At 67.1% G+C, this 26502-nt stretch carries 29 protein-coding genes; 19 read left to right on the top strand and 10 right to left on the bottom strand.

Going from position 1 to position 26502, the window contains the following annotated elements; translation table 11 throughout:
• Positions 1-22: 22 nt before the first annotated feature.
• Positions 23-1882, top strand: a complete 1860-nt coding sequence (gene thiC / locus O3305_RS14900; protein ID WP_269573248.1) for a phosphomethylpyrimidine synthase ThiC — start codon at positions 23-25, stop codon at positions 1880-1882.
• A 57-nt stretch (positions 1883-1939) separates the two neighbouring features.
• Here thiC and O3305_RS14895 read toward each other — a convergent pair whose 3' ends face one another.
• A complete protein-coding gene (locus O3305_RS14895) occupies positions 1940-2398 on the bottom strand; it encodes a VapA/VapB family virulence-associated protein (RefSeq protein ID WP_184163586.1) in 459 nt (152 codons plus the stop codon).
• A 231-nt stretch (positions 2399-2629) separates the two neighbouring features.
• Entirely contained in the window at positions 2630-3073 is a 444-nt protein-coding gene (locus O3305_RS14890) for a VapA/VapB family virulence-associated protein (protein WP_269573247.1), read from the bottom strand.
• Between the two features lie 283 nt (positions 3074-3356).
• On the opposite strand from O3305_RS14890, the gene O3305_RS14885 reads away from it, so the two are divergent.
• The 5 genes from O3305_RS14885 (at position 3357) to O3305_RS14865 (ending at position 6003) form a co-directional block, all read left to right on the top strand.
• Entirely contained in the window at positions 3357-3782 is a 426-nt protein-coding gene (locus tag O3305_RS14885) for a hypothetical protein (RefSeq protein ID WP_269573246.1), read from the top strand.
• 94 nt (positions 3783-3876) lie between these two features.
• Positions 3877-4434 (top strand): hypothetical protein, encoded by a 558-nt coding sequence (locus O3305_RS14880; RefSeq protein WP_269573245.1) that lies wholly within the window; start codon positions 3877-3879, stop codon positions 4432-4434.
• A gap of 9 nt (positions 4435-4443) precedes the next feature.
• Positions 4444-4851, top strand: a complete 408-nt coding sequence (locus O3305_RS14875; RefSeq protein ID WP_269573244.1) for a VOC family protein — start codon at positions 4444-4446, stop codon at positions 4849-4851.
• 26 nt (positions 4852-4877) lie between these two features.
• Positions 4878-5084 carry a hypothetical protein gene (locus O3305_RS14870; RefSeq protein ID WP_269573243.1) on the top strand — a complete coding sequence of 69 codons (207 nt, stop codon included), beginning with the start codon at positions 4878-4880 and terminating at the stop codon, positions 5082-5084.
• Between the two features lie 103 nt (positions 5085-5187).
• Positions 5188-6003, top strand: coding sequence for a hypothetical protein (locus O3305_RS14865; protein ID WP_269573242.1), 816 nt, complete (start codon positions 5188-5190; stop codon positions 6001-6003).
• Positions 6004-6064: 61 nt separating this feature from the next.
• Here the strand turns inward: O3305_RS14865 and O3305_RS14860 are convergent, their stop codons facing one another.
• The 4 genes from O3305_RS14860 to O3305_RS14845 all read right to left on the bottom strand — a co-directional run bounded on the left by O3305_RS14860 (position 6065) and on the right by O3305_RS14845 (position 9760).
• A complete protein-coding gene (locus tag O3305_RS14860) occupies positions 6065-6715 on the bottom strand; it encodes a DUF6891 domain-containing protein (RefSeq protein WP_269573241.1) in 651 nt (216 codons plus the stop codon).
• Positions 6716-6790: 75 nt separating this feature from the next.
• On the bottom strand, positions 6791-8251 hold the full coding sequence (locus O3305_RS14855) for a S41 family peptidase (RefSeq protein WP_269573240.1): 1461 nt from the start codon (positions 8249-8251) through the stop codon (positions 6791-6793).
• A 90-nt stretch (positions 8252-8341) separates the two neighbouring features.
• Positions 8342-9043 (bottom strand): uracil-DNA glycosylase, encoded by a 702-nt coding sequence (gene ung, locus O3305_RS14850; RefSeq protein WP_269573239.1) that lies wholly within the window; start codon positions 9041-9043, stop codon positions 8342-8344.
• Positions 9044-9073: 30 nt separating this feature from the next.
• On the bottom strand, positions 9074-9760 hold the full coding sequence (locus O3305_RS14845; RefSeq protein WP_269573238.1) for an endonuclease III domain-containing protein: 687 nt from the start codon (positions 9758-9760) through the stop codon (positions 9074-9076).
• A 94-nt stretch (positions 9761-9854) separates the two neighbouring features.
• On the opposite strand from O3305_RS14845, the gene O3305_RS14840 reads away from it, so the two are divergent.
• The 3 genes from O3305_RS14840 to O3305_RS14830 all read left to right on the top strand — a co-directional run bounded on the left by O3305_RS14840 (position 9855) and on the right by O3305_RS14830 (position 11269).
• Positions 9855-10202, top strand: a complete 348-nt coding sequence (locus O3305_RS14840; RefSeq protein WP_269573237.1) for a GFA family protein — start codon at positions 9855-9857, stop codon at positions 10200-10202.
• Positions 10203-10241: 39 nt separating this feature from the next.
• The gene (locus O3305_RS14835) at positions 10242-10613 is read left to right on the top strand and encodes a tRNA-binding protein (protein WP_269573236.1); all 372 of its coding nucleotides are present in this window, start codon (positions 10242-10244) and stop codon (positions 10611-10613) included.
• 89 nt (positions 10614-10702) lie between these two features.
• On the top strand, positions 10703-11269 hold the full coding sequence (locus tag O3305_RS14830) for a carbohydrate binding domain-containing protein (protein ID WP_269573235.1): 567 nt from the start codon (positions 10703-10705) through the stop codon (positions 11267-11269).
• A gap of 50 nt (positions 11270-11319) precedes the next feature.
• Here O3305_RS14830 and ubiG read toward each other — a convergent pair whose 3' ends face one another.
• Positions 11320-12051, bottom strand: coding sequence for a bifunctional 2-polyprenyl-6-hydroxyphenol methylase/3-demethylubiquinol 3-O-methyltransferase UbiG (ubiG, locus tag O3305_RS14825; protein ID WP_269573234.1), 732 nt, complete (start codon positions 12049-12051; stop codon positions 11320-11322).
• 84 nt (positions 12052-12135) lie between these two features.
• On the opposite strand from ubiG, the gene O3305_RS14820 reads away from it, so the two are divergent.
• The 3 genes from O3305_RS14820 to O3305_RS14810 all read left to right on the top strand — a co-directional run bounded on the left by O3305_RS14820 (position 12136) and on the right by O3305_RS14810 (position 15375).
• The gene (locus O3305_RS14820; protein ID WP_269573233.1) at positions 12136-13416 is read left to right on the top strand and encodes an aspartate kinase; all 1281 of its coding nucleotides are present in this window, start codon (positions 12136-12138) and stop codon (positions 13414-13416) included.
• A gap of 163 nt (positions 13417-13579) precedes the next feature.
• Positions 13580-14299, top strand: coding sequence for a hypothetical protein (locus O3305_RS14815; RefSeq protein WP_260395929.1), 720 nt, complete (start codon positions 13580-13582; stop codon positions 14297-14299).
• Positions 14300-14343: 44 nt separating this feature from the next.
• Entirely contained in the window at positions 14344-15375 is a 1032-nt protein-coding gene (locus O3305_RS14810; RefSeq protein ID WP_269573232.1) for an NAD(P)H-dependent flavin oxidoreductase, read from the top strand.
• A gap of 19 nt (positions 15376-15394) precedes the next feature.
• Here O3305_RS14810 and O3305_RS14805 read toward each other — a convergent pair whose 3' ends face one another.
• A complete protein-coding gene (locus O3305_RS14805) occupies positions 15395-16351 on the bottom strand; it encodes a hypothetical protein (RefSeq protein ID WP_269573231.1) in 957 nt (318 codons plus the stop codon).
• Positions 16351-16707: a PadR family transcriptional regulator gene (locus O3305_RS14800; protein WP_269573230.1), complete on the bottom strand. Its 357-nt coding sequence runs from the start codon at positions 16705-16707 to the stop codon at positions 16351-16353. Before O3305_RS14800 ends, O3305_RS14805 begins: the two co-directional genes overlap by 1 nt.
• Positions 16708-16897: 190 nt before the next feature.
• Between O3305_RS14800 and O3305_RS14795 the strand changes: the two genes are divergently transcribed.
• From O3305_RS14795 to O3305_RS14765, 7 genes are all read left to right on the top strand, one after another.
• Positions 16898-17512 carry a hypothetical protein gene (locus O3305_RS14795; protein WP_269573229.1) on the top strand — a complete coding sequence of 205 codons (615 nt, stop codon included), beginning with the start codon at positions 16898-16900 and terminating at the stop codon, positions 17510-17512.
• Positions 17513-17587: 75 nt separating this feature from the next.
• Positions 17588-19867, top strand: coding sequence for a phosphoenolpyruvate--protein phosphotransferase (gene ptsP / locus O3305_RS14790; RefSeq protein WP_269573228.1), 2280 nt, complete (start codon positions 17588-17590; stop codon positions 19865-19867).
• Positions 19868-19976: 109 nt separating this feature from the next.
• Complete coding sequence (locus tag O3305_RS14785; protein WP_269573227.1) at positions 19977-20909, top strand: helix-turn-helix domain-containing protein; 933 nt, start codon at positions 19977-19979, stop codon at positions 20907-20909.
• A gap of 91 nt (positions 20910-21000) precedes the next feature.
• Entirely contained in the window at positions 21001-21972 is a 972-nt protein-coding gene (locus O3305_RS14780) for a tetratricopeptide repeat protein (RefSeq protein ID WP_269573226.1), read from the top strand.
• The gene (tilS, locus tag O3305_RS14775) at positions 21950-22951 is read left to right on the top strand and encodes a tRNA lysidine(34) synthetase TilS (RefSeq protein ID WP_269573225.1); all 1002 of its coding nucleotides are present in this window, start codon (positions 21950-21952) and stop codon (positions 22949-22951) included. The genes O3305_RS14780 and tilS overlap by 23 nt, the downstream gene beginning before the upstream one ends.
• A 67-nt stretch (positions 22952-23018) precedes the next feature.
• On the top strand, positions 23019-24980 hold the full coding sequence (ftsH, locus tag O3305_RS14770) for an ATP-dependent zinc metalloprotease FtsH (RefSeq protein WP_184163653.1): 1962 nt from the start codon (positions 23019-23021) through the stop codon (positions 24978-24980).
• A gap of 70 nt (positions 24981-25050) precedes the next feature.
• On the top strand, positions 25051-25425 hold the full coding sequence (locus O3305_RS14765) for a hypothetical protein (protein ID WP_269573224.1): 375 nt from the start codon (positions 25051-25053) through the stop codon (positions 25423-25425).
• A gap of 4 nt (positions 25426-25429) precedes the next feature.
• Here O3305_RS14765 and O3305_RS14760 read toward each other — a convergent pair whose 3' ends face one another.
• Positions 25430-26494 (bottom strand): DUF3667 domain-containing protein, encoded by a 1065-nt coding sequence (locus O3305_RS14760; RefSeq protein WP_269573223.1) that lies wholly within the window; start codon positions 26492-26494, stop codon positions 25430-25432.
• Positions 26495-26502 lie beyond the last annotated feature (8 nt).

Raw genomic sequence — 26502 nt, 5'->3', positions numbered from 1 at the left:
TCCCGATTTGGAGAAGTGACGAATGGCCGACATCCCCGCCAAGACCGAACTCGCCGTCACCACCGGCGCGATCCGCGGTTCGAAGAAGATCCATGTCGGCCCGCTGAAGGTCGCGATGCGCGAGATTTATCTCGAGCCGTCGTCGGGCGAACCGCCGGTCCGCGTCTACGACACCTCCGGCCCCTACACCGATCCCGAGGCCCGGATCGACATCATGGCCGGCCTGCCCGAGCTGCGCCGCGACTGGATCCGCGCCCGCGGTGATGTCGAGGAAGTCGCCCAGCGCGAAGTCCGTCCCGAGGATAACGGCCAGCTCGGCCCGGACCGCAGCGGCGGCGTCCAGCCCTTCCCGAACGTCCGCAAGAAGGTGCTGCGCGCCAAGCCTGGCATGAACGTCTCGCAGATGTATTACGCCAAGCGCGGCATCATCACGCCCGAGATGGAATATGTCGCCGAGCGCGAGAATCTCGGCCGCGCCCGCCTCGCCGAATATGTCCGCGACGGCAACAGCTTCGGCGCGTCGATCCCCGACTACGTGACGCCGGAGTTCGTCCGCGAGGAAGTCGCCCGCGGCCGCGCGATCATCCCGAACAACATCAACCACCCCGAATCGGAGCCGATGGCGATCGGCCGCAACTTCCTGGTCAAGATCAACGCCAATATCGGCAACTCCGCCGTCGCCTCGAACGTGGCGCAGGAAGTCGACAAGATGGTCTGGGCGATCCGCTGGGGCGCCGACACGATCATGGACCTGTCGACCGGCCGCAACATCCACGACACCCGCGAATGGATCATGCGCAACGCGCCGGTGCCGGTTGGCACCGTGCCGATCTACCAGGCGCTGGAGAAGGTCGGCGGCATCGCCGAGGACCTGACCTGGGAAATCTTCCGCGACACGCTGATCGAGCAGGCCGAGCAGGGCGTCGACTATTTCACCATCCATGCCGGCGTCCGCCTGCCGTACGTGCCGCTCACCGCCAAGCGCGTCACCGGCATCGTCTCGCGCGGCGGCTCGATCATGGCGAAATGGTGCCTGGCGCACCACAAGGAGAGCTTCCTCTACGAGAAGTTCGACGAGATCACCGAGATCATGAAGGCGTATGACATCGCCTATTCGCTCGGCGACGGCCTGCGCCCCGGTTCGATCGCCGACGCGAATGACGAAGCCCAGTTCGCCGAGCTCTACACGCTGGGCGAGCTCACCAAGCGCGCCTGGGAACAGGACGTCCAGGTGATGATCGAAGGCCCCGGCCATGTGCCGATGCACAAGATCAAGGAGAATATGGACAAGCAGCTCGAAGCGTGCGGCGAGGCGCCCTTCTACACGCTCGGGCCGCTCACCACCGATATCGCGCCCGGTTACGACCATATCACCAGCGGCATCGGCGCCGCGATGATCGGCTGGTACGGCACGGCGATGCTCTGCTACGTCACGCCCAAGGAGCATCTGGGTCTCCCGGACCGTGACGACGTCAAGGTTGGCGTGGTCACCTACAAGCTCGCCGCGCATGCCGCCGATCTCGCCAAGGGCCATCCCGCGGCCAAGGTCCGCGACGATGCGCTGAGCCGCGCCCGTTTCGAGTTCCGCTGGCGCGACCAGTTCAACCTGTCGCTCGATCCCGATACGGCGGAGAAGTATCACGACCAGACGCTGCCGGCCGAAGGCGCCAAGACCGCGCATTTCTGCTCGATGTGCGGCCCGAAGTTCTGCTCGATGAAGATCACCCAGGAAGTGCGCGACTTCGCCGCCAAGCAGAATGCCCCGGTCGAGGGCTTCCTGGCGGCGGAAGATGCCGAGGCCGGCATGGCCGCGATGTCGCAGCTCTACAACGAGACCGGCCGCGAGCTGTACATGGGCCAGGGCGACCGCGAGCACGATTGACGCGAAAAGGGGCGGCCGTGCGCGTCTCGGCCGCCCCGCTTTCGTCTGGCGCCAGGCTCAGTGCCAGTGGCCGCTGCCGCCGCCGATCCCGCCCACGGTCGAGATCGATCCGGCCTGGAAGCTGCCCAGCGTGTTGCCGCTGTCGTCCATGAAGATGAAGCTGGTATAGACCGGCGTCGCCACCAGCGTGAAGCTGGAGGTCTTCGCGTACAGCTTGTTGATGTCGTCGGTATAGACGTCTCCCTTCAGTGCGCCGCCGCCCGGGAAGGTCACGCCCCAGGCCGAGCCGTCAAAGGTCTTGCCGCCGTTCAGGATCGTGCACTGGCACTTGGTGTAGACGATCAGCGACGCGACGCTGCCATTGGCGGGATAGGCCGTCGTCGCCGCCGCCCTGGGTGCGCTCTCCAGATGCGCCACGGCATTGTCGATCGCTTCCTGCGGCAGATGATCCGCAAGCAGTTTCCTGAAGTCGCTCGCGATCTGGTCGCGATCGATTTCGGTAACGGTGTCCGTCATGTGAAGTCCTCCCCACGTGGATCGGTCAAATCGAAGCGAGGATCGCCTCGATGATCCAAGGCTGATCTTGTCCCGGGCCGCACACAACCATGGCTTGGGTCGGATCGGAGCATAACCATTTCGGCTGTTTCATCGCCGACTCGCCGGGATTGCTGGCATTTCGGACCGCTGGTGGCCCGGTGCGCGCCGGAATGGCTCCGGAGCGGATCAGCCTTGCACCGCAGCCGGCGATCAGGACCAGCTGCCGGTGCCGCCATAGCTGCCCGAAACCGTCCCGAGCGCGCGGCCCTGGAAGCTGCCCAGCGCATTGCCGCTGTCGTCGAGGAAGATCAGGCTGACATAGACCGGCGTTGCGACCAGCATGAAACTGGTCGACTGGCTGTAGAGCCGCTCGGGATCGTCGGTGTAGATCGATCCGGGCGACCGGGTGGCGGGCGCGCCGCCCCAGAAATGCCCGAGGAAGGTCGGCCCGTCATCGACCACGCACTGGAGCTGGCCGGTGATCCCGCCGGTGATGATCAGGGTGGCGTCGCCGCTGCTGGCGGCGACCAGCGGGCGGCTTTCGAGATGGGCCCGGGCCGAATCCAGCACCTGCTGCGGCACCTTGCCGTCGAACAGCTGCTGGAGATCGGCGGCCTGCCGGCCGGGCTCGACGGTCTGCGTATCGGTGGTCATGAGGGCTTCCCCTGGAAGTGTGCGCCGCTCGGCGCATCGGGCCGGAGATCGACTCGACCCGCCAAGGCTCCGCCGCGCCGCCCCGATCGGCAATCGCGGCATGGGCCGCTTCGGAGCAGAGCCGTTTCGGGGCCAAATCGCGCCAAGCCACGGAGGTAGGGGCCTTTTCGCCGGGGTTCCGCGACGCCGCGCCGGAGACATGTCCGAAACGGACGCGCCTGCTGCCAAAGCGGATGCGTCACGCGATAGCCTTGCGCGCATCATCCAGGACGGGGAGGCGGCAATGGCGGGCATATGGCAGGGACTGGCCGGGGCATTGCTGCTGTTCGGCTCGCTGGCACTCGCACCTGCCGCGACGGCGCAGAAGACGGGGCAGGTGGCCAATGGCCCGGACTTTTCGGACATCACCAGCAAGGCGGCGGCAAACCGGCTGGTCCGCGAAGGCCGGCTGGTGAAGATCCACATCTTCCCGAAGGAACTGGGCGGGCCGAACGACCCGCACAACTTCGTCTATATCCCGCCCGCCGTGGAAGAGGCCCGCCAGCTCCTGATCGGCACCCTGCGCCGCTTCACCGAGGAAGATCTGATCGACAAGCTCGACGTGCAGGCGGAATACAAGGGCACCAGCATCATCCCCAGCCGCATCCACTACACGGCGACGCACAGCCGGGGCGGCCCGCCCTTCGAGGCGGTGGTGGAGGTTTGGTAGCCTCTTCGGGTTCGTTGTAATTCCCCGTGGCAGAGGGTTATGGCAATGGTCGTGGCCGACCGCATGCCCATGAATCTGACATGACGGGGGAAGAATGCAGATAGTATTGGGAACCCTGCTGGGTCTGTTATTGGCGGCTATTTCGGCTCTGATAATCTATGGGTCCGGGTATCGTTTGGCGCCAAAAACCCTTCGGCTCGGCTTCATGGATTTCGATGCGAAGAGTTTTGCTGCACTCTCACCAGTGCAGGTGTTTGCAGTCCTCAGCAGGGCGATCATAGCGCCGTCATCGGACGCAAGTGATTGGCTCTCCGCCCAACAGAACCTGCTCAAGCCGGTACTGCTGATTCACCTTGGATGGAGATTGGTTTGCGATACCTTCGTCGAGCGCTACACGCTTTATCCGACTGAGGATAACGTCCGGGCGAAGATTTCCGACCTGGGTGCACAGAACGTCGAATTTATCCTCGTGTTCGAGCGGGTCCACGCGGTTGCCGTCCGAGACAGCGACGCAATCGATGCCGAACTCGCGAAGGAATATTTTCTGCGAGCTCCATCGCTCGCGCAGCGCATCCATCCTGATCGCGATATGGAGCCCTCGAATGATATGTTCGAGCGTGTCTACCAGGCTATCGCGCTCTTGAATCGCTGACGAGGCACCGTGGTTCAATACCTAGCCCACATCGCCCTGATCGTCCGCGACTATGACGAAGCGCTCGCCTTCTACATCGGCAAGCTCGGCTTCACGCTGGTCGAGGACAGCTACCAGCCCGAGCAGGACAAGCGCTGGGTCACGATCCGCCCGCCCGGCGCGCCGGAGAACGCCACCACCATTCTCCTCGCCCGCGCGGTCGGTCCCGAGCAGGAGGCGGCGATTGGCAATCAGGCGGCGGGCCGGGTTTTCCTGTTCCTCGCCACCGATGATTTCGAGCGGGACTTCGCGGCCTATAGCGCGGCCGGCGTCCGGTTCGTCCGGCCGCCGGCGAGCCAGCCCTATGGCAAGGTCGCGGTGTTCGAGGATCTCTACGGCAATCGCTGGGACCTGATCGAGTTCGCCGCGCATCGGTGATAGGGTTCCGCGCAAAGGAAGCCCCGATGCCCGACGAACCCCACCCCCTCTTCACCCCGCAGACCGCGCGCGCCACGCTGCGCGCCGGGAAGTTCGTGATGGAGGCGGAGGCGCGGGCCACGCCGATCGGGCTGCTCGCCATTGGCGGGATGGTCGCGGCGATCCTGTTGTCGGTCCCGCCGATCCTCCATGCCGGCCGCGCCCGCAAGGCGCTGCCGCCGCCCCGCGACTGACGCGACGGGGCTCGCGATCCTGATGGATGCCCGCGCGCAACACCCGCCGGGAATCGGTCCTACACCTCTCGCAATGTAGGATTTCGCCTGTTTCCCTCGCGCCATGGAACAGCTGGACCATCGCATCGCTTTCGATCCCGCGCTCTCCGCCGGCATCGATCCCGTCAACCTTCCCGCCGTCACCCAGGGCGGTGCCGTTGCGCCGCCGGATGCGCGGCCGCTGACGCCGCTCGATGAGCACGGCCATTACCCGGACGACTATGAATGGGTGCCCGTGCGCCGGAAACATCGGCATGATGGCTGGTCCCCCGAGCGCCAGCGCGACTTCATCGAGGCGCTGGCCGATCGCGGCTCGGTGACCGAGGCGGCGCGGCAGGTCGGCATGTCGGTCGGCAGTGCCTACAAGCTGCGGCGCTCGCCTGGCGGCGAGAATTTCGCCCGCGCCTGGGAAATCGCCATCCACCACGCTGCGAACCATTTGGCAGACCTCGCTTTCGATCGTGCGATCCATGGCAGCGACGAGCCCGTTTTCGACAAGGAAGGCCGCCGCGTCGGCCGTCGCATGCGGGTCAACGATCGGCTGCTGATGTTCCTGCTGCGCGCGCATCTGCCCGAACGCTATGCCCATGCGCACCGTGACACGCTGCCGGCCGGCGCCGTGCCCTATGCGCCGCCGATGCCGCTCGCCGATGCGCTGGCCGCGCTCGCGCCGGTCCAGCCGGCCGATCCTGCCGCCGGGCTTTCGGCGGAGGAGCTGGAGTACAAGCTCGAGATTGCCGACCTTGCCGGCGACAAGCTGCCGCGCTGGCTCTACGAAAAGTCGGAGGAGGAACAGGATACGCCCTCGGCGGCGCAGCTGGCCATCGATGCGCATTTCGATGCAGAGCTGGATCGGATACGCGGCGAGGGGACGATCTGATCCGCCGAAAAACGCGCTCTTGGCGTGTACTTCGTGTACTTTGGACTGGTAACGCCGCCGCTTAGAGCCCGCGGCGGCGCTTCCAGTCGAGCGTCACGCCGATGCGCTTGTCCCAGCTGCCGTCCCAATGGGTGGCCAGGCCATGCGCCTCGAGCTCGGCGACGATGTCGCGGGCGACGGCAAGTGCCGCGTCCTCGCCTTCGGCGCAGGCGCCGTAATTGAGGTAGAGCCCGCCGCCGTCCACCGCACCCTCGGTGTCCTGCATATGGTAGAAGGCATAGCCGCGGATCTCGGCGCCGGTCTCCTCGACGGCGCGGACCTCGTCCCAGATCTCGGTCGCGCCGCAATTGCCGCAGCAGCTGAAGTTCTGGCGGGCGATCACGCCGCTCTCCTCGAGCGCGGCGAAGGCGGCGTCGAGCCGGTCGCAATCGGTCTCGTCGGGCCAGTGGCGCTCGGCGACGCGCTGCTCGGCCAGCGCCTCGCGCAGCGCCTGCTGGGCCATCGGGCGGAGCTCGTCGGGGGTCAGGTCGTCGGCAAAGGCGTCGGCCGCGTTGGTCAGGATCGCGTCCTCGTCATAGAAGCCGCTCGCCACGTCGCGGCGGATCTGGTCGCGGACCCATTCGGCCTTTTCGTCAGGCGGGGCCGCAGCAGGCGCCAGCTCCGTCTGCTCCGGAGCGCGCTTGCCGAACAGGCGGCCGAACAGCGACTTCATCATTTCCTCCATCGTCCGGAGGGCAAGATAGCAAGCCGCGGCGCCCGCGCCTATGCCGGGCGCCGCAAAATCGGGTCAGAACATGCCGGGCACGTCGCGCTGCGGCACGGTCGGGGCCTGCGGGCTCAGCAGTTCCTGGGCGCTCGGGCTGCCGGTCTCGCCGGCGGTGCGGGCACTGGCGCTGGCGCCGCTGACCGCGCTGATCGCGGTGCAGCTCTTGCCCTGGATGAAGTCGAGCGCGGCGCGGGTGGAGGCCTCGCGCGGGTCGCCCATCGGATAGGCGATGTCGTCCGACGCGCGGCAGCTCGCCTTCACGATGCTGGAGAGGCCGGTGAAATAGGCGCCCTGGTGGTCGCGATTCTCGAGCGCGAAGGCGATGATCCGGAAGCGGTCGTCGCAGGCGCTCTTGTCCACCGCGATCTGGCCGACCGGCTTGCCATAGGTGTTGGTGCCGACCAGCGCCATGTTGGTGCCGAGATAGGGCAGCATGCCGGCGGCGACGAGCTCGCTGGCCGAGGCGGTGCTGGAAGTGCCGATGAATGCGACGCGGGTCGGCGCGATCGACTGGGTCTGCGGCGCGAAGAAGGCGGTGCTGTTCTGCGCCGACTTGCTGGCGCGGAAGGTCATATAGTCGAACACGTCGGAGGTGCTGCGGTTGGCGCCCAGCAGATTGCCCATCAGCTCGGCGATCGAGACCAGGCCGCCGCCATTGTAGCGCACGTCGACGATGACTTCGGTCACCCCCGCCGCCTTGAACTGGGCGAAGGCGGCGCGCAGCGGGGAATCGGCGGTGTTGATGAAGGTGCGCAGATTGACATAGCCGACGCGGTGGCCGCCATCGTCGATGATCTTGGCGCCGTAGCGGCTGGAGACCGGGTCGAGCGTATAGTCGGTCTTGGCGATGGTCACCACGCGGGTGCCCGCCACCGTGTCGGTAACGCGGAAGCTGCGGGTGGTACCTGCGGTGTTGGGGCCGAGCGCCTCGGTCAGCCCGGCGCTGCCGCTGCTCGCGAGGATGTCGCTGACGGTGCGCAGGTTGGCGGTGGTGGTGCCCACCGCGAGGATCTCGGTGCCGCGGTCGATGCCGGCACCCAGTGCGGTCGTGCCCTCGAAGGTCTCGGCCGAGAACAGCCGGTTGCCGCTCAGGTACAGGCGGAAGCCGAAGCCCGCGGTCGCGCCGGAATTGTAATAGGCATTCTCCTCGGCGATCGAGGTGACATAGGTGAAGTAGCGGTCGCGGCCCTGCGAGCGCGCGGTGGCGGTCAGCGCGTCGACATAGTCGCCGACATTGGAATAGGGCGCCGGGTCGAGGCTGGTCGGCAGCGTCTCGGGGAAGAGATACCATTCGTTGAGCTGCGCCGCGGCCCAGAGCTGGCGCTCGCGCAGCGTGCAGCCCGCCGTGGTCGGGGTCGGCGTGGTGGTCGGCGTCGGCGTGACGCTGCCCGTCGAACCGCCGCCCGCCGATACGGAACCGCCGCCACCGCCGCTGCAGGCGGAAAGGGAAAGCGCGATCAGGGCAGTAAGGGTACGACGCATGCCAGGTCTCCGAAGAGTTTCTGGAGCCAGCCTAAGTCAAGCCGCGAGACAAGTCATCCTGTTGTATTTGCGCCACTTCGGCGCTGTTGTTCAGCGCTGCAATGGCGGCAGTGCCCAGTCGATCGGCTTCTGGCCGACATGCTCCAGAAACGCGTTGGCCTTGGAGAAATGGCGCGATCCGAAAAAGCCCGAATGGGCGGAAAGCGGCGAGGGGTGGGGGGCCTTGAGCACCAGGTGGCGCCCGCCCTTGTCGATCGAATCGACGAACGCCGCCTTCTTCTGAGCATGGCTGCCCCAGAGCAGGAACACCACCGGCTCTTCCCGGGCATTGACCAGCCGGATCACCGCGTCGGTGAAGCGCTCCCAGCCGCGACCCTGATGCGATGCGGCCATGCCCATCTGCACGGTCAGCACCGCGTTGAGCAGCAGCACGCCCTGCTCGGCCCAATGCTCGAGGAAGCCGTGCTGGGCGCGCGGGATGCCCAGGTCGGTCTCCATCTCCTTGTAGATGTTGACCAGGCTGGGCGGGGTGCGGACGCCGGGCTTCACCGAGAAGCACAGGCCGTGCGCCTGGCCCTCGCCATGATAGGGGTCCTGGCCCAGGATGACGACGCGCACCTTGTCGAGCGGGGTCAGGTCAAGCGCGCGGAACCATTCGCCGCCCGCCGGGAAGATGCGCTTGCCCGTCGCCTTCTCGCCGACGAGGAACTGGCGCAGCTGCGCCATGTAGGGATCGGCGAACTCGCCCTGCAGCGGTTCAAGCCAGCTCGGATGGAGTTTCACCTCGGCCATGGCTTCCTGTCCGGGAGCATGTGCGTGCTGTCAATCGCTGCGCGCGCGGCAATCGGTCCGAAGCGGGCAGCGGGCGCAGTCGGTGCCGTCGAACCGGCACAGCGTCTGGCCGAGCTTCTTGGTGCCGATATGGAAGTCGAGAAACTCGTCGCCCCGCCATTCGGGCATCGCCGCGGTCACCGCTTCGCTCGCGTCGCGCCCCTCCGCGCCGCGCCGCACGAAGCCGGTGCGCTGGAGCACGCGCAGCACATGGCCGTCGACGATCAGCACAGGCCGGTCGAGCGTGCTGCCGTTGAGCGTCGCGGCGGCGACCTTGCGGCCGACGCCGGGCAGCCGCTCGAGCCAGGCCAGTGCCTCGCCCAGCGGCAGCGTGCCGAGAAAGCCCAGGTCGAAGCCCTTGCGCTCGGCCGCGATCCGGCCGAGCGCGCCGATCAGGTAGCGCGCCTTGTCCTCGGCATGGGTAACCGCGCCGATGCAGCGAAGCACTTCGGCCGGTCCCGCCGCCAGCACCTGTCCGGGGGTGCCGAAGCGCGCGACCAGCCGGTCATAGGCGGCGAGCGAAACCGGGTCCTTCGTCCGCCCGCTGATCATCGACTTGACCAGCGCCCCGATCGGCGAGCGCCGCGGCAGCGGTCCGGCAAGCGCCCGCATCGGCTCCAGCGCTTGCTGCCAGCGGATTATGTCGTCATGCCCGTAAAAGCCGAAGCCCGATTGCATGGTCCCGGCATAGAACATAATAAGAACACGAACAATGGGGTGGCCCATGCGTTGCCCCGAAAACGATAAAAGAATGCAGGATAGGGAGGAGCCGATGCCGTTCACCGGAAGCTGCCATTGCGGCGCGATCGCCTTTGTCGTGCAGGAGGATCCACCCACCCGGGCGATGCAGTGCAACTGCTCGATCTGCCGCCGCAAGGCGCCGCTCCACCATTTCACCACGCCCGAGCGCTTCACCCTGCAGACGCCGATCGACGCGGTGGCGACCTATCGCTTCAACCATCACATCATCGCGCATCATTTCTGCCCGGTCTGCGGCGTCGCACCCTTTGCCGAGGGGCAGGGGCCGGACGGGCCGATGGTCGAGATCAACCTGCGCTGTGCCGACGGGATCGATCTCGATGCGCTGCAGGTGCAGTTCTACGACGGCGCCAGCCGCTGATACTGGCGGGCTCGGCGACGGGATGGCATGGGGTGGCCCATGCACATGAACCACGATCCCGCCGCCGAGCCTGCCGAGACGATCGGCTTCGACCAGTTCCTCGCGGTCGATATCCGGGTCGGCACGATCTTGGAGGCGGAGGCCTTCCCGGAAGCGCGCAAGCCTGCCTACAAGCTGCTGATCGATTTCGGCCCGACGATCGGCCGCAAGCGCTCCTCGGCGCAGATCACCGAGCACTATGCGCTGGAGGATCTGCCAGGCATGCAGGTGGCTGCCGTGGTCAATTTCCCGCCGCGTCAGATCGGCAAGATGATGTCCGAAGTGCTGACGCTCGGCTTTCCCGATGAAGACGGCAAGGTGGTGCTGTTCCACCCTTCGGTGCCGGTGCCGAACGGTGGCCGGCTCTTCTGATTGTCGGCCAGAAGATACCGCTAACATTTTCGTTGAAACAAACCGGACACAGGCATAGCCTCCCCGCAAAATAACGAGGGGAGGAACTGATGACCAAGCGACTGGCGCTCGCCGCCATGGCACTCGCAATCCCGGCGGGGCTCGCATTCGCCCCGCTCGCCGCGCAGACGGCGGCGGCGGAGCCCGAAGTGCTCAACAATGCCAATCCCGACAGTTTCCAGGTCTATGGCCTGCCGGGCGGGGCCAAGCCGACCCCGATCAAGGACGCGAAGGTCCAGTTCGGCAAGGCGATCCGGGTCGATACGCCGGGGGGCGGCAATCCGTGGAGCATCGGCGTCAACTCGCCGCTCCAGCTCGGTGTGAAGAAGGGCGACAAGGTCGTGATCGCCTTCTACGCCCGGGTCGAGAAGCCGGCCGAGGGCGCGACCACCGCAACCATCGCCAACGTCCAGATCCAGCTCGCCTCGGCGCCCTACACCAGGGTGTTCGGCAATCCGGTGACGGTCGGCCCCGAGTGGAAGCTCTACACCGCCGCCGGCCATGCCGATCGCGACTATGCCAAGGGCGAACTCGCCGCCGCGCTCCACATCAACACGGCGAAGCAGACGCTCGATATCGGCGCGCTGGCGGTACTCAACTACGGGCAGAAGCCCTGACGTTTACAGTCTGAATAGCTCCACGGGCTTTCGCCGGGGAGCCGCATTCGTCAGGCCCGTACCACCGTAACCAGATAGTTCAGCGCCTCGCCGGTGCCGGTCACGAAGCCGCGCGCCGGCGAGAAGCCCAGGCCGGTGCGGTCGATCACCTTCAGCCCGGCGGCGACCAGCAGCTCTTCCAGTTCCTCGGGGCGCAGGAACTTGCTCCAGTCGTGCGTGCCCTCGGGGATCGCGCCGGTACCTTCGGCCAGCGTGATCATCGCGATGCGCGAAGCCAGCGTTCGGTTCGGCGTGGAGAGGATCATCAGGCCGCCCTCGGCGAGCGCACCCGCCAGCGCGCCGACAAATGCCGCCGGATCCGTGACGTGCTCGATCACTTCCATCGACGTGACCAGGTCGAAGGTCCGGCCCGGCAGGTTCTCGATCCCGCCGGCGATATATTCGATGTCGAGGCCCGTCGCGGCGGCATGGGCGCGGGCTGCGCCGATATTCTCCGGCGCAGCGTCGATCCCGGTCATCCGGGCGCCCAGCCTTGCAAGCGGCTCGACCAGCAGCCCGGCGCCGCAGCCGACATCGATCGCGGTCTTGCCCGCAAGCGGCGCAAAGCCCGCCGAGTCTCCGCCCCAGTGCAGGTCGATCGCCTGGCGGATATAGCCGAGCCGGGCCGGGTTCAGCCGGTGGAGCATCGCGGAGCTACCCTTCGGATTCCACCAGTCCGCGGCGAGCTTGCCGAAATGCTCAGCTTCACGCGGGTCAATCGTAGCTTTGGTTGCGCTTCCCATGAGCCGCTCCTATCAGGGCGCCCCATTATCGTCATCCCCGCGCAGGCGGGGACCAAAGGCCCGCAAAGCAGACAGGCTCATTCCATGGCGCGTATCGTGATGAAGTTCGGCGGCACCTCGATGGCAGGCATCGAGCGCATCCGGAGCGTCGCGGCGCGAGTCAAACGCGAATGGGAAGCCGGCAACCAGGTCGCGGTCGTCGTCTCGGCGATGGCCGGCGAGACCGACCGGCTGGTCAATTTCTGCCGCGAGGCGAGCTCGCTCTACGATCCGCGCGAATATGACGTTGTGGTGTCGAGCGGCGAGCAGATCACTTCGGGCCTGCTTGCGGTCGCGCTCCAGGCACTTGGCGTGCCGGCGCGTTCCTGGCTGGGTTCGCAGGTCGCGATCCATACCGACGCGGCGCACGCCAAGGCACGTATCCAGTCGATCGATTCGGCCGGGCTTGAAGAAGGCTGGTCGCGCGGCGAAGTCGCGGTGATCCCGGGCTTCCAGGGCGTCACCAATGACGGCAGCAATCGCGTCACCACGCTCGGCCGCGGCGGCTCGGACACCTCGGCGGTGGCGGTGGCGGCGGCGGTCAAGGCCGACCGCTGCGACATCTATACGGACGTCGATGGCGTCTACACCACCGATCCGCGCATCGTCCCCCGGGCCCGCAAGCTCAAGAAGGTGACGTACGAGGAGATGCTGGAGCTCGCCAGCGTCGGGGCCAAGGTGCTCCAGACGCGCTCGGTGGGTCTGGCGATGAAGGAACAGGTCCGCGTTCAGGTGCTGTCGTCGTTCACCGGCGACGATGCCCCGATGGCGGACACGCTGCCCGGTACGATGATCGTGGGCGAAGAGGAGATTCAGGACGTGGAAAGCCAGCTCATCACCGGCATCGCGCACGACAAGAACGAAGCGAAGATCACCCTCACCGCAGTGCCGGACAAGCCCGGCGCGGTGGCGACGATCTTCAACCCGCTGGCCGAGGCCAATATCAACGTCGACATGATCATCCAGAACATCGCGCACCAGAGCGCGGGTTCGGCGAGCGCGACCGACGTGACCTTCACCGTGCCGGCGGCGGACCTTGCCCGCTCGATCGAGACGCTGAACCAGGCCAAGGGCTCGATCGGCTTCGCGGATCTGCTCCAGGATACGCGCGTCGCCAAGATCTCGGTGGTCGGCGTCGGCATGCGCAGCCATGCGGGCGTGGCGGCGACGATGTTCAAGACGCTCGGCGAGCGTGGGATCAACATCCAGGCGATCACCACCTCGGAGATCAAGGTCTCGGTCCTGATCAACGAGGACGAGACCGAACTGGCGGTGCGCATCCTCCACACCGCCTATGGGCTCGACGCGACCGACGAGGCCGCGTGATCGCTTCCTGACCGCCGGCTGCAACGAACCGTAACATGCGGCTGGATGCTGCCATGTTTCGGTCGCGGTGCCGCCGTGCGGGCGTGGTTGGGGGAAGTTCGTGATGCGGTGGCCTTCCCGTCTCTTTGCTGATTCGGGACTGCTCCGCAGGCGCGGCGCTGCCTTGCTCATCGCGCTCGTCATCGAGCTGTTGCTCCTGGCGCTCCTGCTGTTCTTCGTGCCGCCTTTGCCGGGCCGCAAGCAGGGCAACAGCCTCAATACCTTCGGGATCGAGGCGTCGAAGGGCGAGGAGAGCCCCGACAAGAAGCCTGCCGAGAAGCAGCAGAAAAAGGCCGCGCCGAAGCAGCAGGCGCAGTCCCGGACCCAGCCGCCGCCCCCGGTGCCGACTCCGGTCGAGAGCCCTGTCCCCATCGGCCCGCCGACCTTCCTCAAGCTCAGCCGCAACGATTACCAGCAGGGCGACATCGCCAAGGTGCCTTCGCGTGCGCCCGCCGACGCCCCGGACGGCGCCACCGCCGATGCGGGCGGCGGCGGCGGCGGTGCCAACGACACGCCGGTGGCGGGCCGCAAGGGCCGGCATGGCGAGACGCTTTATGTCGCCGAATGGGTGCGCGAGCCGCGCGATGCCGAGCTCTCGCCCTATATCAACGAGAACCGCGCCCGCTTCCCCGGCTTCGGCCTCGTCGCCTGCCGCACCGTGGCGCGCAACCGGGTCGAGGATTGCTACGAGCTCGACGAGACGCGCGGCACTGGCTTCGCCGGATCGGTCCGTCAGGCCGCCTTCCAGTTCCTGGTCCGTCCGCCGCGGGTGAACGACAAGCTGATGGTCGGCGAATGGGTGATGATCCGTATCGACTATCGCCGGGTGACGCGCCAACCCTGAGCGATCTCTTGCCGGGAGCCCCCTGCCGAGGCTAGGCGAGGGCGATGACCAATGCATCTTCCGTCGGCGCCGAGCGCCTGGCCCGCCGCATGGCCCGCGGCCGCGAATTCCTGGGCAGCGAAACCGCGATCATCTCGGGCGCCATGTCCTGGGTGTCCGAGCGCAACCTCGTCGCCGCCATCTCCAACGCCGGCGGCTTCGGCGTGATCGCCTGCGGCGCGATGACGCCCGAGCTGCTCGACGCGGAGATCGCCGGCACCAAGACGCTCACCGACAAGCCCTTCGGCGTCAACCTGATCACCATGCACCCGCAGCTCTTCGATCTGATCGAGGTCTGCAAGGAGCATGAGGTCGGCCATGTCGTCCTCGCCGGCGGCCTGCCGCCCGCGGGCTCGCTCGACGCGATCAAGGCGAACGGCGCCAAGCTGATCTGCTTCGCCCCGGCGCTCAGCCTCGCCAAGAAGCTGATCCGGTCGGGCGTCGATGCGCTGGTGGTCGAGGGCATGGAAGCCGGCGGCCATATCGGCCCTGTCTCGACCAGCGTGCTCGCCCAGGAGATCCTGCCCGAAGTCTCCGAGCAGGTGCCTGTCTTCGTCGCCGGCGGCATCGGCCGGGGCGAGGCGATCGCCGGCTATCTCGACATGGGCGCGGCGGGCGTCCAGCTCGGCACCCGCTTCGCCGCGGCGACCGAGAGCATCGCGCATCCGAACTTCAAGAAGGCGTTCATCCGCGCCTCGGCTCGCGATGCCGTCGCCAGCGTCCAGATCGATCCCCGGCTTCCCGTCATTCCGGTTCGCGCGCTCAAGAACGCGGGTGGCGAGCTGTTCACCGCCAAGCAGCGCGAAGTTGCCCAGTCGCTCGACGAGGGCAAGATCGAGATGATGGAAGCCCAGCTCCAGATCGAGCATTACTGGGCCGGCGCGCTCCGCCGCGCAGTGATCGACGGCGATGTCGAACATGGCAGCGTGATGGCGGGCCAGTCGGTCGGCATGGTGACCAGGGAAGAGCCGGTCGCCGAGATCATCGCCACGCTGATGGCAGAGGCGGCGCACGCGCTGGAGAAACGCGCGGCTTGATCCCTGCATAGGGAGCGCCTCAGCGGCGCTCCCGGTACAGCTGGTAGAGTTCCTTCGCGCACTGGAACGCCGTCACTGCGGCGATCACGATCACTGCGATCTCCAGGCTCTTGTCGAGGCTCTCCTGGATCCGCGCGGCCTTCACCGTGTCGGTGCCGACGACGGTGACGATCTGCCCGGCTTCGTGCAGGATCTTGGCGATCCACAGCGTGCCCGCGGTGCAGCCGAGGATCAGCGCGGCGCGCATCGGCTTCCAGTGGGGGCGCAGGAAGCCGATCAGGCTCAGCGCGATCCGCGCCCAGACCAGCGCCACCACCGGCCAGTAGAGCCCCTGCCACACCGCAGCGCCGGTGATCCGTACATCGGCGTCATGTGGTGCGAGCGGCACGGTGAAGCCACCCGCCCACCACACCAGGAAGGCGATGCCGAAGCCGATCTCGAACAGCGGCTCCCAGCGCTTCTTCGGCGGCAGGTCGAGGCGCAGCTTGCCCAGGTCGGGCAGCTCCTCGGGCTTCCACTTGGCGAGATAGGCATCGAGCCAGCCGAGCCGCTCGATCACCGCGAAGGCAAGCGTCACCAGCGCGGCATTGTAGAGCAGCGCATGGACCAGCGCGCCCGATCCATGCGCCAGGGCGCGGGCGAAATCGCCGGTCACCACCAGCCCGCCTCCGATCTGCACCAGCTCGATCACCGCGACGATCGCCAGCACCACCTTGAGCACGAACCAGTAGAAGGGGAACACTTCCGCCCCGATCAGCGCACGCTGATCGCCATATTGCCCGGCCACCGCCAGCGGATGCCCGAACTCGCGCAGCACCTGGCTCACCTCGCTCTTGTCGAGCGGTCGGCCGAGCATTTCCTCGCGATCCTCGACGCGGGCGGCGATCAGGTCGGCCAGCTCGGCGACGATGTCGTCGGCCTTGGCGGCGGGCAGGTTCCAGCGCACGGCGCCGAGATAGCGTTCGATGAGGTCCATCACTTGTCTCCCTCGGTAAGGCGGAGGATCGATTCCGATATCGCGTTCCATTCGGCGAGCAGCTGGCCAAGCACGTGCAGGCCGTCGGCGTTCAGCCGATAGAAGCGCTTGTTGCGCTTGCCTTCCTCGCGCCATTCGCTGGTCAGCATCCCCTGGGTCTCCAGCCGGCGGAGCAGCGGATAGAGCGCGCCTTCGTCGATCGGCAGCCCCGCTTCCTCCAGGCTGGTGCGCAGCGTGTAGCCATAGCGTTCCTCGCGCAGCGCCCCGAGTACCGCCAGCACCAGCGATCCGCGCCGCAGCTCGACGCGCAGTTTCTCGAACAGGTCTTCCTCGACCGGCATCGTCCTGTGCCTCATATCGTGTATGACACATACTATGTAGCACACAGTATATATCGCGACAAGGGGTCCGTCCGATCGTTACGCAAGTGATTGGAATATGCGACGAATCGAAGCGGTAACCGGCTGATTCACAAAGATTCTTCAGGACGGATTCAGCGCGTCGCGAGAAGCTGACAGCGGGGATAGAGACCGGGGGGTTTCACACATGAAGAAGGTAATCTGGGGCGCTGCGGCGCTTGTTGGAATCGCGTGCGCAGTGCCGGCGCAGGCGCAATATCGGGGGGATTCGCGGCCGCTGCCGCCAGCCGGGGCAAGTTTCAACCAGCTGATCCCGGCCGTCGCGGCCGATGGCCAGTACGACACCGTCAACCACCATATCTCGCGCGAGCAGACCGCCTGGCACGTCCGCGCCGCGCTCAATGTGGCGGCGCTCGGCTGTCGGGACGAAGCGGAACGCGAGACGGTCGCGGCCTATAACGCGATGCTCGGCCGCCACCGGGCCTCGCTGGCCGCGGCCGATACGGCGGTGAAGGCGCAATATCGGGCACGGTATGGAGCGGGCTGGGATTCGCGGCATGATCGCGACATGACCCGCGTCTACAATTTCTTCGCCCAGCCGCCCGCCCAGACCGGCTTCTGCCGCGTCGCGCGCGACGTGCTGGCCGAAGTGGGGCAGGTGCGGCCCGAGGCGTTCGCGGCCTTCGCTGCCGAAGCGCTGCCACGGCTCGAGGCGCCGTTCACCGATTTCTACCGCGACTATGACGCCTGGCGAATCGCCGATCGCGCCTGGGGCAGCCGCCTGGCCAGCCTCCAGCGCTAAAAACCTTCGCAGCCGTAACGGTTTGTGTTCGTCGGCGCATGGCGCGGGCGAACACAATCTGTTAGCGCCTTGTTCATGCCCGTTTCCGCCGCCGCCTCGGCCCGCGAAATCCTGACGCGCCTCCACGACGTGATGGCGTCGCGCAACCCGGCGCAATCGAAGCTCAATTCGGTCGTCAACATCATCGGCGAGGCACTGTCGAGCGAAGTCTGTTCGATCTACCTGCTGCGCGAAGGGTTGCTCGAGCTGTTCGCCACCCGCGGCCTGGCGCAGGAAGCCGTGCACGTCACCAAGCTCGCGCTCGGCGAGGGCCTGGTCGGCACGATCGCCCAGAATGTCGAGACGCTGAACCTTGACGAGGCCGAGATGCATCCGGCCTTCGCCTATCGCCCGGAGACGGGGGAAGAGGCGTTCCACAGCTTCGCCGGCGTGCCGATCATCCGGCGCGAGCGCTCGGTCGGCGTGCTCGCCGTCCAGCATGCCGAATCGCGGCGCTATGCGAGCGAGGAGATCGAGGCGCTGCAGACGGTGGCGATGGTGCTCTCGGAGTTGATCGCCAATGCCGATCTGATCGATCCGGCGAGCGCCGGTGGCTCCACCCGGCTCCAGTCGACCGCGCCCGAGCTCGGCCACGGCTTCAAGCTGGTCGATGGCATGGCCGCCGGTGTCGCGGTCTTCCATCAGCCGCGCATCACCATCGAGCATACCGTCGCCGAGGATACCGAGGCGGAGCGTCACCGCGTCTATGCCGCGTTCGACAAGATGCGCGAGCAGATCGACCGGATGGCCAGCCAGGCCGAGTTCGGCGTCGGCGGCGAGCAGGACGAGATTCTCGCGACCTACAAGATGTTCGCGTACGATGAAGGCTGGTCGCGCCGGATCAACGAGGCGATCGATTCCGGCCTGACCGCGGAGGCGGCGATCGAGCGCGTCCAGCAGCGCACCCGCCAGCGCATGCGCGAGATCGACGATCCCCTTCTTCGGGATCGCATGCACGATCTGGAGGACCTGGCGAACCGGCTGCTCCGCATCGTCTCGGGCCAGCTCGGCACTGCCGCGCAGATGGGCCTGCGCCAGGATTCGATCCTGATCGCCAAGAATCTGGGTCCTGCCGAGCTGCTCGAATATGATCGCCGTCGTCTCAAGGGCGTGGTGCTCGAGGAAGGCTCGCTCACCGCGCATGTCACCATCGTCGCCCGCGCCATGGGCGTGCCGGTGCTCGGTCGCGTCCGCAACATCCGCCAGCTGATCGCCGAAGGCGACATGATGCTCCTCGACACCGCCGAGGAGAGCCTGTTCGTCCGCCCGACCCAAGCGATGCTGGAGGCGTTCGAGGCGAAGCTCGAGCTCAGCCAGAAGCGCCGCGCCGCCTTTGCCCAGATGCGGAACGTGGCGCCGGTCACGGCCGATGGCCACCGGGTCGCGGTGATGATCAACGCGGGTCTGCGCGACGACATGGCCGCGCTGGACCTGACCGGTGCCGACGGCATCGGCCTGTTCCGCACCGAATTCCAGTTCCTCGTCTCGGCCACCTTGCCCCAGCGCGAGATGCAGCGCCGGCTCTACAAGGATGTGCTCGACGCGGCGGGCGACCGCCCCGTCACTTTCCGCACCGTCGATATCGGTGGCGACAAGGCGCTGCCCTATCTCAATCACGACGAGGACGGCGAGGAAGAGAACCCCGCGATGGGCTGGCGGGCGCTGCGTCTCGCGCTCGATCGCGATGGCCTGATGAAGGCGCAGGCGCGCGCGCTGATCGAGGCGGGTGCCGGCCGCCCGCTCAACATCATGTTCCCGATGGTCTCCGAACCCTGGGAGTTCGACGAGGCGCGCGAGCTGTTCGAGGCGCAGCGCGCCTGGCTTGCCGCGCGCGGCCGCAAGATGCCGACCGAGATCCGCTACGGCGCGATGCTCGAAGTACCCGCCCTGGCGGAAGTGCTCGACCTGCTGCTGCCCAAGCTCGATTTCCTGTCGATCGGCACCAACGACCTCACCCAGTTCCTGTTCGCCGCCGATCGCGCGCATCCCAAGCTGGCGCTGCGTTATGACTGGCTCAGCCCGTCGATCCTGCGTTTCCTCAAGCGTGTCGCCGATCAGTGCGCGGTGGCGGGAGTGCCGGTGGGCGTGTGCGGCGAGATGGGTGGGCGTCCGCTGGAGGCACTGGCGCTGCTCGGGCTCGGCATCGATCGCCTGTCGATCACCCCGGCGGCGGTCGGGCCGATCAAGGCGATGGTCCGCTCGCTCGATCGCGCCGCGTTGATCGATGCGATGGGCGCGATGCTGGCCGAACCGGGGCGTTCGCTGCGCGATCAGCTCGAAGCCTGGGCAAGCGAACATTCCGTCGAACTGGCTTGATCTGCCGGTAAAATACCCCCTGTCGGCGTTGACAGGGGCGGCTTGGTGAACGACAGCTTCAGCCGTGGCGGGAGCTCCGGGCGCAACCCTTCCGCTACGGAGAGTATGGATGGAAGGCGAAGCCGCCGAAGACCCGACCCTGTTCCCCACCACGGTGGGCGAGAAGCTTCGTGCCGCGCGTGAAGCGCAGGGGCTCGATCTTCCCGAAGTAGCGGCGCGTACCCGAATTCCCCAGCGGCATCTCGAAGCGATCGAGAAGGGCAATTACGCCGGGCTTCCCTCGATCACCTACGCGCTGGGTTTCGCCAAGGCCTATGCCCGCGCGGTCGGTGCCGATGAAGTGGTGATCGCTCGCGAGCTGCGCACCGAGCTGCACCGCAATCCCGAGCGCGCCGCGCCGGTGCCCGCCTATGAAACCAGCGATCCCGCGCGCGTCCCGCCGCGCGGCCTGGCGATCTTCGGCGTCATCCTCGCGCTGGTGCTGATCGCCGGCGCCATCGTCTATTACGGCACCGATCTGTTCCGCGGAAGCGCGCCGGCGCCCGAGACGCTGACCACCGAGGAGCCGGTGGCCAACACCGCCGACAATGGCGTGGTGGCCAATGCCGCGACGCCGGTGGTGCCGAATGGCGGCCAGGTCTCGCTGGTCGCGCTCGACACGGTCTGGATCCGTGTCACCGACGCCAAGGGCCAGAAGCTGGTCGAGAAGGAGCTTGCACCGGGCGAGCGCTATGACGTGCCGGCCGATGCCGATCATCCGCGCATCCGCACCGGCGGGCCGGAGAAGATCCAGGTCACGCTCAACGGCTCGAACATCGATCCGCTCGGCCGCGCCGGCACGACGGTGGATGTCGAGGTGAGCGCCGACGCGCTGCGCAACCGCAACCAGCCGGGTGCCGGGCCGATCGCCGGATCGTCGCCCACCGCTGCTGCCCCGGCCGCTGCGCGTCGCGAACGCCCGGCTGCGCGCCTCTCGGTGAGCACGCCGACCCCGGCACCGGTCGAGCCGGCTGCGACGAGCGCTGGCAACAGCACGCCATAAGGATTTCCCCCGGGACTGGCGGGAAGTGCCTTCTGGCGGTTATAGCGAATTTCCGTTCACCTTGTTTGACCTGCACCGGGGGGTGTGATCGATGCGTTTTCTTCTCGCTGCAACGGCAATGGCCGTAGTCTTCGGTGCCGCCGGCACTGCCCAGGCCCAGGATTCCGCCATCTCTGGTCGTGTCGACCGGCTTGAGCGCGAGATGCGCGCCGTGCAGCGCAAGGTCTTCCCGGGCGGCGCCGGCCAGACGGTCGAGCCCCAGATCACGCCCGAGACCAGCACCACCGTGCCGGGCATGCCCTCCAGCTCGCCGCTTAGCGACCTCACCCAGCGCGTGACCGCGCTCGAGGAGCAGCAGCGCACGCTCACCGGCCAGGTCGAGCAGGGCCAGTATCGCCTGCGCCAGCTCGAGGACGCCTTTGCCGCCTATAAGCGGCTCGCCGACAATCGCCTCAAGGCGCTCGAGGATCGCTCGACCGCCACTGCCGCGCTGGGCGGCGAGGACACTACCGTGCCCGCCGACACTGCCGGCGCCGCGATCCGTCCGCCCGCCCCGATCGGCACGCGCCCGAGCATCCCGGCGCCGTCTGCCGGCACCACGCCCGCCGCGCCCAAGCCCACCGGCACGCGCGCGCAGCAGGTCGCCGCGATCGAGAAGCCCGCCACCGGTGATCCGGCCGAGGACGGCTACACCTATGGCTTCCGCCTGTGGCAGGCCAAGCTCTATCCGGAAGCGCGCCGCGAGCTCGAGACCGTCGCGACCAAATACCCGACGCATCGCCGCGCCAGCTATTCGCAGAACCTGCTTGGCCGCGCCTATCTCGACAGCGGCGCCCCCAGCCTCGCGGCGGTGGCCTTCTACGAGAACTACAAGAAGAACCCCAAGGGCGAGCGGGCGCCCGACAGCCTCTATTATCTCGCCCAGGCGCTCATCAAGCTGAAGAAGCCCGCCAGCGAAGTCTGCAAGGTCTATACCGAGCTCGACCAGCTTTACGGCGACAAGCTGTCGACCGAGATGAAGGCCGGCGTGGCCGAGGGCCGTGCAAGCCAGAAGTGCAAGTGACCGGCTGACGCTCGACCGCGACCAGGTCGAGCGTTTCCGCCGGGACTGTGTGGCGCTCACCGGCGCCGCGCCTTCCCTCGACAATGTCCTGGCGCTCGCCGTCTCGGGCGGGCCGGACAGTCTCGCGCTGCTTCTCCTCGCCCATGCGGCCTTTCCCGGTGCGGTGATCGCCGCCACCGTCGATCACGGCCTGCGTCCCGAGGCGGCGGAGGAGGCGGCGCTGGTCCGCCGCCTGTGCAACCAGCTCGACGTGCCGCATGAGACGCTCGCCGGCACCGTCCCCGCCGCAGGCAATCTCCAGCAGGGCGCACGGGCGCTGCGCTACGCGCTGCTCGCCGACTGGGCGATGGGCCGCGCCGCCTGGGTCGCCACCGCGCACCAGCAGGACGATGTCGCCGAGACCTTCCTGATGCGCGCGCGCCGCGGGGCCGGGGCAGGGGGGCTGGCGGCGATGGCGGCCGCACGGCCGCTCGGTCCCATCCAGCTTATCCGCCCGCTGCTCGGATGGACGCGTGCCGAGCTGGAGGCGCTGGTCGAGGGCGCCGGCATCGCTCCGGTCCGCGACCCCTCCAACCAGGATCCCCGTTTCGACCGCGCCCGCATCCGCGCGCTGCTTGCCGAGGCCGGGGACCTGCCCGCCGATCGCCTCGCCGCCGCGGCGCGCAACCTGCGCGACGCCGAGGATGCGCTTGCCTGGATCGCTGATCGCGAATGGCAGGCGCGGGCGGTGGTCGCCGGCGGCAAGGTCGCGCTCGATCCCGCCGGGCTGCCCCGCGAACTTCGCCGCCGCCTCGCCGAACGCGCCGTCGCCACCGTCCGCGAAGCGCATGGCCTCAGTCCCGAATGGCGCGAGACCGGCCTCGAGCCGCTGCTCGCCGCGCTCGATTCGGGGGGCACCGGTACTCTTGCGGAAGTGATCGGGCGAACCAAAGCCGCTATCTGGCGTTTCGAGCTGGCACCACCCCGTCGATCACACTGATCGACGCTGTTCCATTGCCATTAACTTGGCCATGCCTATCTTGGGGCGTGAAAGGTACCGATTCCGCATGAGCGACAACGACAAGCAGCCGCAGGGTCCCGAGAATGGGGGCAACCCCTGGATGAAGAGCCTGTTGATCTGGGTGGGCATCCTGGCGGGTCTCGCCCTGTTCGTGACCTTCTTCGACAATCGCAGCGCGCCGGCCACTGGCGACGCGATCCCCTATTCGCAGTTCATCGCCAAGGTGAACAATGGCGAGGTGAAGTCGGTCAACGTTTCGCGCACCACCGGGCTTGTCAGCGGCGAGCTCACGGGCGGTGGCAAGTTCCGCACCAACGCGCCCGACGATCCCAAGATGATCGAGACGCTGCTCGCCAAGAACGTCCAGGTCTCGGCGCGCCCTGAGGAAGGGCCGAATATCTGGATCTACCTGCTCTACCAGTCGCTGCCGTTCCTGCTCATGCTCGGCATCGCCTTCTTCGTGATCCGCCAGATGCAGAAGGGCTCCGGCTCGGGTGCGATGGGCTTCGGCAAGTCGCGCGCGCGCCTGCTCACCCAGAAGGAAGGCAAGGTCACCTTCGACGACGTCGCCGGCATCGACGAGGCCCGCGAGGAGCTGCAGGAGATCGTCGAGTTCCTCAAGGACCCGACCAAGTTCGCCCGTCTCGGCGGCAAGATCCCCAAGGGCGCGCTGCTGGTCGGCTCGCCGGGTACCGGCAAGACGCTGCTCGCCCGCGCCATCGCAGGCGAGGCGGGCGTGCCGTTCTTTACCATCTCGGGCTCGGACTTCGTCGAGATGTTCGTCGGCGTCGGCGCGAGCCGCGTGCGTGACATGTTCGAGCAGGCCAAGAAGTCGGCCCCCTGCATCGTCTTCATCGACGAGATCGACGCGGTCGGCCGTTCGCGTGGTGCCGGCCTCGGCAACCAGAATGACGAGCGCGAGCAGACGCTCAACCAGCTGCTCGTCGAGATGGACGGCTTCGAGGCGAACGAAGGCATCATCATCGTCGCGGCGACCAACCGCCCCGACGTGCTCGATCCCGCTTTGCTCCGTCCGGGCCGCTTCGACCGTCAGGTCCAGGTGCCCCGTCCGGACATCGAGGGCCGCGTGAAGATCCTCCAGGTCCATATGAAGAAGGTGCCGCTGGCGCCCGACGTCGATCCGCGCGTCATCGCACGCGGTACGCCGGGCTTCTCGGGTGCCGATCTCGCCAACCTGGTCAACGAAGCGGCCCTGCTCGCGGCGCGTCGCGGCAAGCGGCTGGTCGCGGCGCAGGAGTTCGACGACGCGCGTGACAAGGTGCTGATGGGCGCCGAGCGCCGCTCGATGGTGATGACAGACGACGAGAAGCGGATGACCGCCTATCACGAAGCCGGCCACGCCCTGGTCTTCGCGCACGAGCCGACCGCCGATCCGATCCACAAGGCGACGATCATCCCGCGTGGCTTTGCGCTCGGCATGGTCCAGCCGTTGCCGGAGCGTGACAGCTATTCCTATCACCGCGACAAGATGCATGCCGATATCGCCGTGGCGTTCGGCGGCCGCGTCGCCGAGGAGCTGATCTTCGGCTATGACAAGGTGTCGTCGGGTGCCTCGAACGACATCATGCAGGCGACCCGCCTCGCCCGAGCGATGGTCACCAAATGGGGCCTGTCGGACAATGTCGGCCCGCTCGACTTCTCTGAGAGTGATGAGGCGTACGGCTATTCGATGGCGCGCTCCAAGCCGATGTCGGACGAGACCGCACGGCTGATCGACAGCGAAGTGAAGGCGTTCGTCGAGCGCGGCCTCGGCCGTGCCCGCCAGCTGCTGAGCGACCATATCGACCAGCTCCATACCATCGCCCAGGCGCTGCTCGAGTACGAGACGCTGACCGGCGAGGAGATCAAGCGGCTGATCGCCGGCGAGGATCTCGGCCGCGAGGATCCGGGCGCCAGCGCTCGGCCGACCGCGGTCGCAGGCACCTCGATCCCGAAGATCCGCAAGCCCAAGGGTCCGTTCGGCCAGCCGACGCCGCAAGGCGCCTGATCCGGCGGAAACGCCGCCGACACGGATGTGAATTAGCCCTTCCCGGCAACCTTGCCGGGGAGGGCTTTTCATGCGCTTTCTGATCCCGCTTGCACTGCTGTCGGCCGCCGCTGCGCAGGAGGCGCCGAACCTGACCATCGCCGATTTCCTGGGCGAGTGGCGTGCCGCGCAGGCCGAGACCGATCGCGGGGAGAAAGTCGCCAAGTTCAGCCGGCTTGCCGAGCGCCTCGCGCCGAGCTTCAGTCGCTACAAGGCGCTGCTCGATGCGGACAAGGCCGCCGGACGTCCGCCGCGTGCCTGCCCCGCCAAGGGCAGCAAGGCGACGGTCGATATCAACGCGCTCGTCGCGGATCTGGAAAAACTGTCCGAGGCACAACGCGCCGCCCCGATGGATGCAGCGATCTTCGCTCAGCTCGATCGGCGCTTCCCTTGCCCGACGGCATGAAGCCTCATCCGAACATCCCCAGCGCCACCAGGATCAGCACGAACAACACCAGGATCCAGCTGATGAAGAAGGTCAGCACCCAGGCCCGCATGAACGCGGAGAACCAGCCGATGTCATAGGCCTGCTTCAGTTGCCGGGTGATGTGGATGAAGGGCACCAGTACCGCCACCATCCCCAGCGGCCCGCTGCGCAGGCCGATCGCGGCGGCGATCGCCACCACGATGTAGAACAGCGACATGAACGAGATCGAGTAGATGATGAAGATCGTGTGGTCGTACAGCTTGTACTGGCGCTTCCAGAAGAACAGCGACCACAGGAAGGGCAGCGATAGCGGGATCAGCAGCCAGGAGAATTTGTAGCTGGCCGACTGGAGCTTGTAGAGCATCAGTGCAGGGTTCTTCTGCCACTTCTCGATGCCGTGATCGAGCGCATGCCAGCCGGTATGTGCCTCCGAAGTGGTCACATCCAGGTTGCCCTCGGCCAGCGACTTGGCGGCCTTGTCGAGCCCGGCAAGGTCGTTCTGCGCATCGGTGATGCGCTCGCGGTATCTTTGCTTGTCGTCCTCGTCCTTCGCGGTGGCCAGCTTCTTCTGTGCCTTCTCCAGCTTCTCGCGCGCGTCCTTCTTGGCATAGTCGATCGCCGCCACCGGCTTCAGATTGCTGCCGTTGAATTCGGTCGGCGCCGAGATGCCGACCCAGGAGAAGACCGCGAACATCGCGAAGACCGAGAACAGGAAGATCGCCATCGGCGAGACGAAGCGCGCGCGCTCGCCGGCGATATAGCGCTTGGTCAGCTCGCCCGGGCGCCAGGCCAGCATCGGCAGAGTGCGCCAGAACTTGCCTTCGAAATGGAAGACGCCGTGGAGGATGTCGTGCCCGATCGCGTGCAGCGAGCGGTGGACATGCCCCGCCTGCCCGCAATTATGGCAATGCGATCCGATCAGCGCGGTCCCGCAATTGAGGCATAGGCCATGGCCCTCGCCATGCCCTTCGCCTGCCCCCGGCTCGACCGCACGGCCAAGCAACGCCCCAGTCGCCAGTTCCCCGGCTGCTTCGATTTCCCCCGACATGCGGCCTT

The organism is Sphingomonas sp. NIBR02145 (assembly GCF_027359115.1).
GTDB lineage: Bacteria > Pseudomonadota > Alphaproteobacteria > Sphingomonadales > Sphingomonadaceae > Sphingomonas > Sphingomonas kyeonggiensis_A.
This window is presented reverse-complemented; position numbering and strand designations above follow the sequence as displayed.

Coding starts and splice junctions, on each gene's coding strand:
- O3305_RS14795 (WP_269573229.1), top strand. CDS start 16,898: ATGAAGAAGGTAATCTGGGGCGCTGCGGCGCTTGTTGGAATCGCGTGC.
- O3305_RS14865 (WP_269573242.1), top strand. CDS start 5,188: ATGGAACAGCTGGACCATCGCATCGCTTTCGATCCCGCGCTCTCCGCC.
- O3305_RS14885 (WP_269573246.1), top strand. CDS start 3,357: ATGGCGGGCATATGGCAGGGACTGGCCGGGGCATTGCTGCTGTTCGGC.
- ptsP (WP_269573228.1), top strand. CDS start 17,588: ATGCCCGTTTCCGCCGCCGCCTCGGCCCGCGAAATCCTGACGCGCCTC.
- O3305_RS14830 (WP_269573235.1), top strand. CDS start 10,703: ATGACCAAGCGACTGGCGCTCGCCGCCATGGCACTCGCAATCCCGGCG.
- O3305_RS14785 (WP_269573227.1), top strand. CDS start 19,977: ATGGAAGGCGAAGCCGCCGAAGACCCGACCCTGTTCCCCACCACGGTG.
- O3305_RS14880 (WP_269573245.1), top strand. CDS start 3,877: ATGCAGATAGTATTGGGAACCCTGCTGGGTCTGTTATTGGCGGCTATT.
- O3305_RS14890 (WP_269573247.1), bottom strand. CDS start 3,073: ATGACCACCGATACGCAGACCGTCGAGCCCGGCCGGCAGGCCGCCGAT.
- O3305_RS14870 (WP_269573243.1), top strand. CDS start 4,878: ATGCCCGACGAACCCCACCCCCTCTTCACCCCGCAGACCGCGCGCGCC.
- O3305_RS14840 (WP_269573237.1), top strand. CDS start 9,855: ATGCCGTTCACCGGAAGCTGCCATTGCGGCGCGATCGCCTTTGTCGTG.
- O3305_RS14805 (WP_269573231.1), bottom strand. CDS start 16,351: ATGGACCTCATCGAACGCTATCTCGGCGCCGTGCGCTGGAACCTGCCC.
- ung (WP_269573239.1), bottom strand. CDS start 9,043: ATGGCCGAGGTGAAACTCCATCCGAGCTGGCTTGAACCGCTGCAGGGC.
- thiC (WP_269573248.1), top strand. CDS start 23: ATGGCCGACATCCCCGCCAAGACCGAACTCGCCGTCACCACCGGCGCG.
- ftsH (WP_184163653.1), top strand. CDS start 23,019: ATGAGCGACAACGACAAGCAGCCGCAGGGTCCCGAGAATGGGGGCAAC.
- O3305_RS14810 (WP_269573232.1), top strand. CDS start 14,344: ATGACCAATGCATCTTCCGTCGGCGCCGAGCGCCTGGCCCGCCGCATG.
- O3305_RS14835 (WP_269573236.1), top strand. CDS start 10,242: ATGCACATGAACCACGATCCCGCCGCCGAGCCTGCCGAGACGATCGGC.
- O3305_RS14800 (WP_269573230.1), bottom strand. CDS start 16,707: ATGAGGCACAGGACGATGCCGGTCGAGGAAGACCTGTTCGAGAAACTG.
- O3305_RS14820 (WP_269573233.1), top strand. CDS start 12,136: ATGGCGCGTATCGTGATGAAGTTCGGCGGCACCTCGATGGCAGGCATC.
- O3305_RS14845 (WP_269573238.1), bottom strand. CDS start 9,760: ATGCAATCGGGCTTCGGCTTTTACGGGCATGACGACATAATCCGCTGG.
- O3305_RS14895 (WP_184163586.1), bottom strand. CDS start 2,398: ATGACGGACACCGTTACCGAAATCGATCGCGACCAGATCGCGAGCGAC.
- O3305_RS14860 (WP_269573241.1), bottom strand. CDS start 6,715: ATGAAGTCGCTGTTCGGCCGCCTGTTCGGCAAGCGCGCTCCGGAGCAG.
- ubiG (WP_269573234.1), bottom strand. CDS start 12,051: ATGGGAAGCGCAACCAAAGCTACGATTGACCCGCGTGAAGCTGAGCAT.
- O3305_RS14780 (WP_269573226.1), top strand. CDS start 21,001: ATGCGTTTTCTTCTCGCTGCAACGGCAATGGCCGTAGTCTTCGGTGCC.
- O3305_RS14760 (WP_269573223.1), bottom strand. CDS start 26,494: ATGTCGGGGGAAATCGAAGCAGCCGGGGAACTGGCGACTGGGGCGTTG.
- O3305_RS14765 (WP_269573224.1), top strand. CDS start 25,051: ATGCGCTTTCTGATCCCGCTTGCACTGCTGTCGGCCGCCGCTGCGCAG.
- O3305_RS14855 (WP_269573240.1), bottom strand. CDS start 8,251: ATGCGTCGTACCCTTACTGCCCTGATCGCGCTTTCCCTTTCCGCCTGC.